Here is an 11,736-nt window from a genome sequence, read left to right as displayed (position 1 = left end):
CGGCTCGCCGTGCAGTAGCTGCTCGGCGCCGCCGCGCTCGCCGATCACTCGTCTCAGACTTCGTAGCGTGTCGCCGAGCAGCTCCCGGTCCGCGTCGGCGAGCGCCGGTGTGCGGTCGCGGCTCGCCACGAGCTGTTGAGCCGAGTCGACTCGATCCGTGAAGTGCGGCGTCGGGACATTGAGCTTGCGCATGCCGGCATGCAGCCGCTCGAGCGCATTGGCGTAGTCGGCTGGCGAGACCTCTCGAGATGTCACGCGTTCGTAGTAGGTCCATAGCGTGACGACGAATCCATCACGCTCATAGACGCGCGGCTCCACACGAGGCTCGAGAGCAGCCACAGGGCACCCGGATTCCGCGAGCCGCTGAGCAAGCTCGACTTCGAACTGTGCGACTTGATGAGCGACGGGTGCCACCCGGGCCAGGACGTCACAGGGCCGCAGACGCAGGGTGAGCTTGTTCGAGTCATGAAGAACGATCGCGTCGTCAACGGTCAGGGCAAGTAATGAGGCGGTCGACATGGCTGCAGCAATCGCCCGTCGGACCTCTGACGCCTGCATCCTTCTCCCACGAACGCTGTCGAACCCTCCATACGGTGCAACCTTGGGCACGGTACCGAAGCTGTCGACAGATAGCCACGGATTTTCGATGCCCACATGGCTATGAATGTGTGTTCGCGCCTCGAGGCGTCCCACTCAGGCTTGGGACAGCCCTGCCGGGTCACCGGGGTCGGGACGGGATGGGCGGACGTGCCCGTCATTGTGCATCCTTGGATCGTGCGTGGGGTCGGCGTACATGGCCGGGCAACCGTTATCGGTGGCTGCGGGGCGCAGCTCGTAGTGCCAGGGCTCGTTGCTGTAGATCTGGCACAGTCCGTACTTCGCGCCGTGTTCGGACAGCCACGCCCTGGCATCGAAGCCGATGTCGATCGCGTTCCCGGCTACGTGAGGAGACGTGTCCGCGGTGGCGACCCATCGGGCAGCTTCCTCTTCCGAGCCGTACTTCGAGACCGCCTCACGGAGAAGCTGATTCTGGTACGCAGGTGTTCGCCAGCCGCTATTGACGTTGAACTCGACACCGTCGTCAGCGGCGTCCGTCGCCGCTTCGCGCAGGGCCTGGAGCAGGTCGGGGTCGAGGTTGGCTACGCCGGGATACTCGTCATCAAACACTGTCACGTCGCCAGGGAGGGCACCGTCATCCTCGGCAACCGCACCGTCGTCCTCGGTAGTCGTACCACCGTGGTCGTCGCGAAGGACTTCGCTGAACGAGGGCGCTGAGGACGATGCTGACCGATAGACGAGGGTTCCGATGATCGCGGCGCTGGCGACGACCAGGCCGGCGGCGATGGGCCCGAGAGTCATGCGGGTCGTCGTTCGTGCTGCTGCGGTTTGGTTCATGCCTTCAGTGAAGGCAGCGTCGTGTTGTCAGCACGTATGTGGTTTTCGGTATGCCGACGATATGCGCTGGCTCGTAGCATCAAAGGATGCGTGTGTTGGTCGTCGAGGACGAGCCTTATATGGCAGAGGCCATCCGCGACGGGCTACGTCTGGAAGCGATCGCGGCCGACATCGCCGGTGACGGTGACACCGCTCTGGAGCTGTTGAGCGTCAACGCCTATGACATCGCCGTCCTCGACCGCGACATTCCCGGGCCCTCCGGTGACGAGATCGCCAAACGCATCGTCGCCTCCGGCAGCGGCATGCCGATCCTCATGCTCACCGCTGCCGACCGGCTCGACGACAAAGCCTCCGGGTTCGAACTCGGCGCCGACGACTACCTCACCAAGCCGTTCGAGCTGCGCGAGCTCGTCATGCGGCTGCGTGCGCTCGACCGCAGGCGCGCGCACAACAGACCACCCGTGCGAGAGATCGCAGGCCTACGCCTGGATCCGTTCCGTCGCGAGGTCTACCGCGACGGCCGCTACGTCGCGCTGACCAGGAAGCAGTTCGCCGTGCTCGAGGTTCTCGTCGCCGCCGAGGGCGGTGTCATCAGTGCCGAGGAGTTGCTGGAGCGGGCGTGGGATGAGAACGCTGACCCGTTTACCAACGCCGTGCGCATCACGGTCTCGGCCCTGCGCAAGCGGCTCGGCGAACCGTGGCTGATCGCTACGGTGCCGGGTGTTGGCTACCGTATCGACACAGGACCGGACGCCGACGACCGGGGAGCGGAGCGTGGATAGGCGTCAAGGGTTGAGCGTCCGCATCAAGCTTACCCTCAGCTATGTCGGGTTCCTCTTGATCACGGGCACCTTCCTGCTCGGCGCCGTGTGGGTGTTCCTCCTGCGAGGAACGTCGAACGCCCTATTCGTTCCCGATCTGTCCGACTTCCGACGCGCCTTCGACCCATACAGCTTTGGCCCAGCCGTCTTCGTCCCGGCGGCAATCCTAGTGCTGGGGTTCCTGCTGGTGTTCGGCCTCGTAGGTGGGTGGATTCTCGCCGGCCGCGTGCTTGCCCCGCTGATTCGCATCACGGACGCCACACGCATGGCCGCGGACGGGTCACTGTCCTACCGAATTCGGCTAGAGGGCCGCAAAGATGAATTCCGCGAGCTTGCCGACAGCTTCGACACGATGCTGGAACGGCTCGAATCACACGTCGCCGAACAGCAGAGATTCGCAGCCAACGCGTCCCACGAACTGCGCACCCCGCTGGCGATCACGCAGACACTGCTCGACGTGGCCCGCAAAGATCCGAACCGCGACAACGGCGAACTCGTCGAGCGCCTCCACCTCGTCAACACCCGAGCGATGGACCTCACCGAAGCATTGCTCCTGCTCAGCCGCATCGACCAGCGGTCCTTCACTCGAGAACACGTCGACCTGTCCCTCATAGCGGAAGAGGCCACCGAAACGCTTCTCCCCCTCGCAGAAAAGCGCGGCGTCACCCTCGAGACCTCCGGGGACATCACCCCCACCATCGGCTCACACGCGCTCCTGCTGCAGATGACGACGAACCTCGTGCACAACGCGATCGTCCACAATCTGCCTGAACAGGGCACTGTGTGGGTCACGACCAGCGTTCACCCCGAGAGTGTGGTGCTCACTGTCGAGAACACCGGCGAGAAGCTCTCCCCACAGTTGGTATCCACGCTTGGCGAGCCGTTTCAGCGCGGCACCGCACGCATACGCACCGACCACGCAGGTGTTGGCCTCGGCCTGGCAATCGTCAAAAGCATCACCCAAGCACACGAGGGAACCCTCACCCTTGCCCCCCGCCCCAACGGCGGGCTCCGCGTCACGGTGCAACTACCCGCCGCGCCACCGCACACTGGCAGCTGACGAACAGCGGAATTGCCGTGGTTCTCATGAGGCGAACCTACGTCGCTCGCCGACCGTGGTGAGCACGTGCCGGGCCAAGACGACGCCCGCGTCAGGAGCGCCGGCCGCCGATGCGTGGGCCGACGTCGCCGCGATCCGCTCGGGATCGGTGAGCAGCGGGATCAGCGTGGTCTCGATCCAGGCCGGGTCGAGGTCGGCGTTGTCGACGAGCAGTGCCCCGCCGGCCGCGACGACCGGCTCGGCGTTCAGTCGCTGCTCACCGCCGCGCAGCGGCAACGGGACGTACGCGGCCGGCAGGCCGACGGCGGCCAGCTCGGCGCACGTCATCGCCCCCGAGCGGCAGATCACGAAGTCGGCCGCGGCGTACGCGTATTGCATCTCGTCGACGTAGGGGATGGCGACGTAGGGCGGGTCGCCGAGGTCGCCGTCCGGCATCTCGATGACGTGCTGCGGCCCGGTGATGTGCAGCACCTGCACACCGGTCGCTCGTAACGCGGCGGCCGCGCCGGATACCGCGGCGTTGATCGCCCTGGCGCCCTGCGAGCCGCCCGTGACCATCAGTACCGGCCCGTCGGGTCGTAGGCCGAACCGCTGCCGGGCCGTGTCGCGCAGCGCAGGCCGGTCGAGAGTGGTGATCGCCGGTCGCAGCGGGATCCCGATGGCGGTCGCGTGGGCCAGCCGGACAGTCGGCGCGGCGGTGAACACGTGGGTCGTCATCCGGGCCGCCAGCCGGTTGGTCACTCCGGGCCGGGCATTCGCCTCGTGGACGACGATCGGCAGGCCGCGTCGGCGGGCGGCGATGTAGGCCGGCCCGGCCACGTAGCCGCCGAAGCCCACCACGATCTCGGCCCGCATGCGGTCGAGCACCGCCCCGGCCGCCCGGACCGAGTCGCGCAGCCTGCCCGGTGTCTGCAGCAGGTCCCGGTTCAGCTTGCGCGGCAGCGGCACCGGCGGGATGAGTTCGAGCGGGTAGCCGCGGGCCGGGATGAGCGTGGTGTCCAGGCCGCGGACGGTGCCGAGGGCGGTGATCTCGGCCGTGGGCTCCAGCCGACGCAGCGCGTCGGCGAAGTTCATCGCGGGCTCGATGTGCCCGGCCGAGTGGCCGCCGGCGACAACGACGCGTGGTGCCGTCATGCCTGCCCCCGTCGCCGAGCGATCCTGTTGGCGCGGGATTCACGAAGTCGTCGCGAAACAGTCCGAGGACCCGCGAGACGTAGTTGTCCTGCGTCAAGTTCTAGTTTGGAATTGATCTTCATGACGGCTGGTGTCGTTGAGATCGCGCAGGAACCGGGATGACCTTCCTGTTTGGTCGGTGTAACCGTGGTGGCGGTAGAACCCGTGTGCGTCTTGGCGGCCGTCTCCGCTGGTGACCTCCATGCGTACGCATCCACGGCTTGTAGCGAACGATTCCGCCGCTGTCACCAGCAGACAGCCGACGCCCTGGCGGCGTGCTTGATCGGTGACGATCAGAGCCACGATCCGACCCCAGGAGCCGGTGCGTTCGAAGAACGGGCAGATGTGAACCGCGATAATGCCGAGAAGGTCGCCGTCAGCATCGGCCACAAAGGCTGCGCTTGAGGGGTCGTCACCCCAGGACTGGATTCGGGTTGCTGTCGTCGCGGTGCCATCTTGGGGATAGCCCAGCTGGTGAAGCAGCTCGTTGACGGCCGCGGCGTCGGCGGTGTGTGCCAGTCGTATCTGCATGCCTTCCCCTGTCAACGTCTCAGGTATGTCCACACTCCAGACGCCATTCAAAACGGATTTCTGACGTGACATCTGCCTTCATCGTCTTTTCCGTTCATTGCCAACGACACCATCCGGTCGATCACGTCGGAAAGCGGCAACCCCGCGGCGGCCATCATCCTCGGATAACGACTGTACGAGGTCATGCCCGGCAGCGTGTTGACCTCGTTGAGGACGACCTTTCCATCCTCGGTGAGGAACAGGTCCACCCGCGCCAGTCCCCGGCAGCCCAGAGCGCGATAGATCGACTTGGCCGTTTCCTGAACGAGCGCGCGTGACTCGACTGGAATGTCCGCGGGAACGATGAAGGTCGCGTTCTCGGATCCGCTTTCGGGGTCATCCTCCTGATGGATCTTGAAGAACCCATGAGACAGAGCGACTCGGTCCACCTCGCCGGTCGTCAGATCCGAATCGTTCCCCAGGACGGCACAGCCGACCTCGCTGCCGACGACCGCCTCCTCGATCAGCACCTTCGAGTCAAACTGTCGTGCGGTCTTCAGTGCACTCGGTAATTCTTCTTTCGCGGAGACTTTGCTGACTCCAAAGGATGAACCCGAACGGGCCGGCTTCACGAAGACGGGATAGCTGAGCCGGTCGGTCTCGAGGTCCTCGTTCGCCGTGACGGTCCAGAACCTCGGCGTGGCGATTCCCGCGCTGCCGGCGACGATGTAGGCGAGGGACTTGTCCATGCACACGGCGGAACTATGGACATCGCAGCCCACGTAGGGGATGCCGGAGAGCTCCAGCAAGCCTTGGATCGCGCCGTCCTCGCCGATCTTGCCGTGCAGGACAGGCAACACGACGTCCAGGCCGATCAATTCGTACCGCCCCTGCTCCAGCACGAGCAATCCGGGGATGCTTCGGTCCGGTGACAGCACGGCCGGACGGTAGAGGCCGTCCTCCCAGCCGACGTCGGGACCGTCGCAGAGCACCCAAGCGCCGCTCTTCGTGATCCCGATGTAGAACGGTTCGTATTTTTCGAGATCGAGGTTCTTGGCGACTTCTTGCGCGGACTTGACGGAGATAGGATGCTCCTCGAAACCACCCCCGAAGATGATTCCTATCTTCAACCTATCCATGCTGATTCCTGCTTTCGAATTTGAGGCAGTTGACAATAGAGTTTTCAACGGCGTCGCTCAGGGCGTGGTCCGTATAATAGGCGGTGTGCGGACTGATGAGCACATTTGGCAGCTCTTGCAGCCGCAGCAACAGCTCGCTTTCGATGGGTCTGTTTCTGCAATCGGCGTAGAATATGCCTTCTTCTCCTTCGAGGACATCCAATGCCGCACCGCCCAATCTGCCGCTCTCCAATGCTGGAACGAGCGCCTCGGTGTCAAGAAGTGACCCGCGTCCGGTGTTGATGATGAACGCGCCATGCTTCAGCCGCTCGATCCGTTGGCGATTGAGGAGATGGTGGGTATCCGGGTTGAGCGGTGTGTGGAGCGTGACAATGTCGCTCATATGTAGCAAGTCATCGAGAGGAACGTAATCGGCAGCGGTCTTCGGGCGAGTGTCATGGGCCAGGATTCGGCAACCGAAGCCCCGCAGCCTGTCCATGACTGCCGCGCCGATGCGTCCCGTGCCAATGACCCCGATGGTCAGATCGCGTAGTTCCTTCCCGCGTACGTCATGCAATCTGTAATCGTGAATAGCCGCACGGCGGATCATGGACTTTGCATTACGCACGGCCATCAACATCAGCATCAGCGTGTAGTCGGCCACGCTATCGGGCGAATAGGCGACAGTTTCAACACAGATGCCGACGCTCTCCGCGTATCCCACATCGATATGGTTGCATCCAATGCTTCGTGTGGAGATGTACGTCACGCCGATCTTGCTGAGTGCGAGAAGGGTGGAATCGGTGATGTGGTTCTTGTGACCCACGCTGATGCATCGGTTTCCCAATGCCTGCTCAATATTGGCTTCAGTTACCGCAGCCTCAGTGATGGTCGGCGTAACGCCGAAGCGAGGCGCCATCTGGAGGAACAAAATGGCCTCGTCCGGCCCGCATCCGTAGATCGTCATTCCCATCGTTGGGACGGCCGAGGAAGACGGCGGCGCCAGCGACCGGGCGCGGCGGGCCGCTGTTAGTGCTGGTTCGCGGTAGGTCATGCCTCCCAGTCAAGGAAGCGTGGTGTTGCCAGCACGTATGGATTTTTCGATACGCCGACGATATGCCACGCCGCGTTGACTGGGGGGATGATTCCGATCGACCTCGAAGAGATCGCCGCGGTCGTCGGCGGCACGGTTAAGGGCGACGGCGCCGTGACGGTGACCGCGCCGGCCGTGCTCGACGGCCGGCAGGCCGATCCGGGCGGCCTGTTCGTCGCCTTCGCCGGCGAGCATGCCGACGGTCACGACTACGTCGGCCAGGCGGGCGAAGCCGGTGCGGTGGCCGTGCTCGGCTCTCGGCCCACGCCGCTGCCCACCGTCGTCGTCGAGGACGCCCAGGCCGCGCTGCAGGCGCTCGCCGCCCACGTCGTGGCCCGGCTGCGCCCAGAAGTCAGTGGGCAAGTGGGGTTGACTGTCGTCGGGCTGACTGGCTCCCAGGGAAAGACCAGCACCAAGGACCTGCTGGCGGCTGTGCTGTCGAGCGCCGGGCCGACGATCGCCACGGTCGGCTCGCTCAACAACGAGCTCGGCGTGCCGCTCACCATGCTGCGGGCCGACGCGGCCACCCGGTTCCTCGTCCTCGAGATGGGAGCCCGCCACATCGGTCAGATCGCCGAGCTCGCCGGCTTGGTCGCGCCCGACATCGCCGTCGTCCTCAACGTCGGCCGGGCGCACCTCGGCAAGTTCGGGTCGCGCGGGGCCATCGCCAAGGCCAAGGGCGAGCTGGTGCAGGGGCTGGCGCCCGGCGGCACCGCTGTCCTCAACGCCGACGATCCCCGAGTGGTCGCGATGCGCGCGCTCACCGACGGTCCGGTGCTGACCAACGGAGCGGACGAGCACGCCGACGTCCGGGTGCTCGACCCGACGCTGGACCGGCTCGGCCGGCCGTCCTTCACGCTACGAACCGCCGATGCCTCGGCTCCCGTCGCGCTGCCGCTCCTGGGCGCCCATCAGGTGCTCAACGCGTCGGCCGCCGCGGCGGCGGGGCTGGCGGCCGGCGTACCCCTCGAGGCGGCCGCGGCAGCGTTGGCCACCGTCTCGCCGTCGAAGTGGCGTCTGGAGCTGCGCGACCTCGCCGACGGCGCGACGCTGCTCAACGACTCCTACAACGCCCATCCCGAATCGACCCTCGCCGGCCTGGACGCGTTGGCGGCGATCGAGGGCGGGCGCCGCATCGCCGTCCTCGGCGAGATGGCTGAGCTCGGCGCCGACAGCGAGGCTGAGCACCGCGCCGTCGGAGAGCACGCCGCCGCCCGGGCCGACGTGGTGGTTGCGGTCGGTGAGGCCGCCCGGCCGATCGCCGACGGCGCGGGGGAGCGGGCGGTGGCGCTGGCTGACAACGATGCCGCCGTCCACTGGCTGCGCGCACACGTCGCCGCCGGCGATGTAGTGCTCGTCAAGGCCTCCCGCGCGGCGCGCCTCGACGAGGTCGCCGACGCACTCGAATAGTTCGGCCGCACTCGAATGGCTCGGCCGGTCAGGATCCGGCTTCGTCGGTGCCGGGTAGGCCGTCGCCGGCTTCAGCAACATAGCCTGCGCTGGAGGGGTCCTCCGCCCAGGTCTGGATCCGGTCTGCCGTCGCCGCCTGGCCGTCCTGCGCTGCGGATAGCTCAGCTGGTCCAGGAGTTCGTTGATGGCCGAGGCGTCGGCGCGGTGTGCCGGTCGGATCTTCGTGATCATCGCCTTGTCAGCGTCGTCAGCAGGGCTCATCGCCCGCGCCGCCTCGTATACAGGTCGAAGGCTCGGTAGACCATTGGCCGCAGGGGCAGGTCCCACTCGCCGACGTACCGCACCGCCTGACCGCCGGTGCCGGCCTTGAACTGGATCAGCCCGACGTGCGGGTCGTCGGCGTCGAGGGTGGGGGTGATGCCGCGCAGGTCATAGACGTCGCAGCCGGCCGCCAGCGAGTCGCGGATCACCGCCCACTGGCAGGCGTTGGAGCCGCGTACCTCGCGCTTCTCGGTGGAGGAAGCGCCGTAGGTGTACCACGCGTGGGCGCCGACGCGGACTCCGATGGTGGCAGCGACCAGAGCGCCCTGGTGCCGAGCCAGGTAGAGCCTGATCCGTTCGGGGTCCTCGGCGCTCAACGCCGTGAACATGGTCTCGAAGTAGCGCAGCGGCCGGGGCGTGAAGTGGTCGCGCTCGGCGGTGTGGACGTAGAGGTCGTGAAACGCCTTCAGGTCCTCACCGACCGTGACCTCGACGCCCTCCTTGGCCGCCTTCTTGATGTTGCGGCGCCACTGCTGGTTCATGCCCCGAAGCAGATCGTCCTCGGTCCTGCCGGCCAGCGGAATCTCGTACGTGAATTGGGGCTGTCCGGCCCCGAAGCCGTCGTCCGGGCTCTGCGACAGCCAGCCGGCGTCCGTGAGCCGGCTGGTCACCCGGGCGCCGACCGGGTCGGCCTGCTGGCTGGGCAGGTCGGTGAGCCGCTTGCTGCCAGGGTCGGCGATGCCCTCCTTGACCTCGGCCGCGCTCCAGGTGTTCGTGCGCACCGGCGGGCCGAGCCGGATCGCGAACGCGCCGTGTGCCTTGAGATAGGCCGCCAGCGGGTCGAGCCACGCGTCGATCTCGCCGGTCCAGTCGATGGCCGGGCCCTGGGGCAGGTAGGCCAGCGTGAAGCGCTCGAGCCGCGGCACTGGGCGGTGCAGGACGAGCCCGGCGCCGACCAGCTGCCGGCAGTCGTACCAGCCGAGAGACTCGCTGCGCCACTCGGTCTTGACGCGGCCCCATGCCGGGGTCTGCAGGAAGCTGACCGACCGCTGTGTCTGCACGAACTCCAAGTGCTCGGCGGTGCTGATCGGCCCGACGGTCAGACTCATTGCCCGAGGGCGCGCCAGGCGGCCGAGGAAGACGAGGACGGCAGAGACTGGGCTGCTGTTCGTGCTGGTTCGCGGTAGGTCATGCCTCCCAGTCAAGGAAGCGTGGTGTTGCCAGCACGTATGTGGTTTTCGATATGCCGACGATATACTCCGGGTGTCGGCGTACATGGTCGGCTCCCCGCCCCATGGGTGAGCGCGTATCGCCGTCCGTCGTCGCCGCCAGGGCGGGCCGGGCCGTCCGCGGGCAGCTGACCTCGGCGGGAGAACGCTGAGTTCGGGACAGTTACCGTTCCCGGACGGTGTAGGTCAGGTGTGTCACCCTTGGTGGGGAACACCGTGCGCATCTCGATCCGGGTCGCCGCGCCGTCGAGCGCGAACGTGAGGACCGACTCGAAGGCGTTCGGGTCGCCGCGGGACTCACCGTGAAGCAACGCGATCCGCTCCGGCGGGGCGATCTCGGTCCAGGAGATCCACTCCTGGTAGTCCGTCCCGTCCGGTCCGTGCATCACGAAGTCCCACTCCCCGCCGACGCGGAACTCGAACGCCCGCGTGCTGGTGGTGAACCCCTCCGGCCCTCACCACCGCCTGTCGCGACAAGCTCACTGACCGGGAACGCGAGGTGGTCACCTTGGTTGCTCGGGGGGATGGCAATCGCGCGTCCCCTTGGGGGACGAGGTCGTCCTGATCAGGTGTAGTCCGAGGGCTGCGCGACTCCGTGTTCCCAAGCCCAGGCGGCGATCCCGACGCGGTTGCGGACGTCGAGTTTCGCGACGATGTTGGAGATGTGGGTCTTGACGGTGCCTGTTGAGATGTATAGCGCTTCGGCGATGTCCGCGTTCGTCCGTCCGTGCGCGACGAGTCGGGCGACCTCGTTCTCGCGGGTGCTCAACTCCGCCGTGGTTGCTCGCGACGGTGCGTCGCGCCCGAGTGTTGTGTGCCGGAGGAGCCGAACGGTGATCTGAGGGCTCACCAGCATGTCGCCGTTGACCGCGGCTCTGATGGCCTCGGTGAGGAGGGTGGGGCCGGACCGTTTCAGCAGGAACCCGCACGCACCAATCGCAAGTGCAGCCGTGACGTACTCGTCGAGGTCGAAGGTCGTCACGACGATCACCTTGCATGCCGAGGTTTGCGGGTCTGCCATCAGTCTTCGGGTGACCTCGAGACCGTCCATCTCCGGCATGCGGACGTCCATCAACACCACGTCTGGCACCAGGTGCCGCACGGTGTCGAGAGCTGCCGATCCGTCGGTGGCCTCGCCGACCACGTGCATGTCCGGTTGGGAGTCGATGACCAGCCGGAAGGAGCTCCGGATGTCGCGTTGGTCGTCGGCGACCACCACGCGGGTCTTGTGCACCGTCACGGGACGCTCCTCTGGTCCGAGGCGGGCAATGTTACCTCCAGCCGCCACCACCCCGTGTCGTCGCGCCCGGCGTCGAGGTGTCCACCGAGGGCCACGACTCGCTCCTGTAGAGCGACGAGCCCGGTGCCTGCGTGCGCCCGGAGCCGCCAGTCGGGGGAGCGAGGGTGTGGGTCGACCTCGTTCAGAACCAGCACCGAGAGTGTGCCGTCCGGTTCACATCCGACGGAGACCGTGACCGGACACCCGGGAGCGGCGTGGCGGCGGATGTTGGTGAGACCCTCGACCACGACGCGGTAGGCAGCGGCTTGAATCTCCCGGGGTGTCCGCGCTCGTGCGGTGTCGTCGACCTCGACCCGAACCGGGGCGCCTGGTGCGCGCTCGGCGCGGAACCGCTCGACGAGCGCTGGAACATCGGTGATACCACGC

At 66.5% G+C, this 11,736-nt stretch carries 12 protein-coding genes and 1 pseudogene; 3 read left to right on the top strand and 10 right to left on the bottom strand.

Annotated features, from left to right (window positions below):
* Positions 1-558, bottom strand: a 558-nt coding sequence (locus tag ELR45_RS38355; protein WP_420813907.1) for an aminoglycoside phosphotransferase/kinase family protein, incomplete at its 3' end; no start/stop codon positions are given.
* 135 nt (positions 559-693) lie between these two features.
* Positions 694-1,359: a M15 family metallopeptidase gene (locus tag ELR45_RS18850; RefSeq protein WP_129667758.1), complete on the bottom strand. Its 666-nt coding sequence runs from the start codon at positions 1,357-1,359 to the stop codon at positions 694-696.
* Between the two features lie 122 nt (positions 1,360-1,481).
* Here ELR45_RS18850 and ELR45_RS18845 point away from each other — a divergent pair, with 122 nt between their 5' ends.
* The gene (locus tag ELR45_RS18845) at positions 1,482-2,177 is read left to right on the top strand and encodes a response regulator transcription factor (RefSeq protein WP_129667757.1); all 696 of its coding nucleotides are present in this window, start codon (positions 1,482-1,484) and stop codon (positions 2,175-2,177) included.
* On the top strand, positions 2,170-3,276 hold the full coding sequence (locus ELR45_RS18840; RefSeq protein ID WP_129667756.1) for a sensor histidine kinase: 1,107 nt from the start codon (positions 2,170-2,172) through the stop codon (positions 3,274-3,276). Before ELR45_RS18845 ends, ELR45_RS18840 begins: the two co-directional genes overlap by 8 nt.
* Positions 3,277-3,300: 24 nt before the next feature.
* Here the strand turns inward: ELR45_RS18840 and ELR45_RS18835 are convergent, their stop codons facing one another.
* From ELR45_RS18835 to vanH, 4 genes are all read right to left on the bottom strand, one after another.
* A complete protein-coding gene (locus ELR45_RS18835) occupies positions 3,301-4,410 on the bottom strand; it encodes a UDP-N-acetylglucosamine--N-acetylmuramyl-(pentapeptide) pyrophosphoryl-undecaprenol N-acetylglucosamine transferase (RefSeq protein ID WP_129667755.1) in 1,110 nt (369 codons plus the stop codon).
* Positions 4,411-4,503: 93 nt separating this feature from the next.
* Positions 4,504-4,980: a GNAT family N-acetyltransferase gene (locus ELR45_RS18830; RefSeq protein WP_129667754.1), complete on the bottom strand. Its 477-nt coding sequence runs from the start codon at positions 4,978-4,980 to the stop codon at positions 4,504-4,506.
* A gap of 47 nt (positions 4,981-5,027) precedes the next feature.
* The gene (gene vanA, locus ELR45_RS18825) at positions 5,028-6,098 is read right to left on the bottom strand and encodes a D-alanine--(R)-lactate ligase (RefSeq protein WP_129667800.1); all 1,071 of its coding nucleotides are present in this window, start codon (positions 6,096-6,098) and stop codon (positions 5,028-5,030) included.
* Positions 6,091-7,050 carry a D-lactate dehydrogenase VanH gene (gene vanH / locus ELR45_RS18820; RefSeq protein ID WP_240759865.1) on the bottom strand — a complete coding sequence of 320 codons (960 nt, stop codon included), beginning with the start codon at positions 7,048-7,050 and terminating at the stop codon, positions 6,091-6,093. Before vanH ends, vanA begins: the two co-directional genes overlap by 8 nt.
* Before the next feature lie 168 nt (positions 7,051-7,218).
* On the opposite strand from vanH, the gene ELR45_RS18815 reads away from it, so the two are divergent.
* On the top strand, positions 7,219-8,580 hold the full coding sequence (locus tag ELR45_RS18815; protein ID WP_129667752.1) for a UDP-N-acetylmuramoyl-tripeptide--D-alanyl-D-alanine ligase: 1,362 nt from the start codon (positions 7,219-7,221) through the stop codon (positions 8,578-8,580).
* Between the two features lie 257 nt (positions 8,581-8,837).
* Here the strand turns inward: ELR45_RS18815 and ELR45_RS18810 are convergent, their stop codons facing one another.
* The 4 genes and pseudogenes from ELR45_RS18810 to ELR45_RS35465 form a co-directional block, all read right to left on the bottom strand.
* Positions 8,838-9,950 carry a lipid II:glycine glycyltransferase FemX gene (locus ELR45_RS18810; RefSeq protein ID WP_129667751.1) on the bottom strand — a complete coding sequence of 371 codons (1,113 nt, stop codon included), beginning with the start codon at positions 9,948-9,950 and terminating at the stop codon, positions 8,838-8,840.
* A gap of 320 nt (positions 9,951-10,270) precedes the next feature.
* Positions 10,271-10,525: pseudogene (locus ELR45_RS42805) on the bottom strand (SRPBCC domain-containing protein); the annotation flags it as partial.
* 110 nt (positions 10,526-10,635) lie between these two features.
* Positions 10,636-11,310, bottom strand: coding sequence for a response regulator (locus ELR45_RS18800; protein WP_129667750.1), 675 nt, complete (start codon positions 11,308-11,310; stop codon positions 10,636-10,638).
* Positions 11,307-11,736: sensor histidine kinase (locus ELR45_RS35465; RefSeq protein ID WP_420813906.1), on the bottom strand; the 430-nt coding region annotated here is incomplete at its 5' end. The genes ELR45_RS35465 and ELR45_RS18800, both read right to left, overlap by 4 nt.

It is taken from the genome of Phytoactinopolyspora endophytica, from assembly GCF_004138495.1.
Taxonomy (GTDB): Bacteria; Actinomycetota; Actinomycetes; order Jiangellales; family Jiangellaceae; genus Phytoactinopolyspora; species Phytoactinopolyspora endophytica.
The sequence above is the reverse complement of the archived record's forward strand: the minus strand, read 5'-3'. Positions and strand labels throughout refer to the sequence as shown.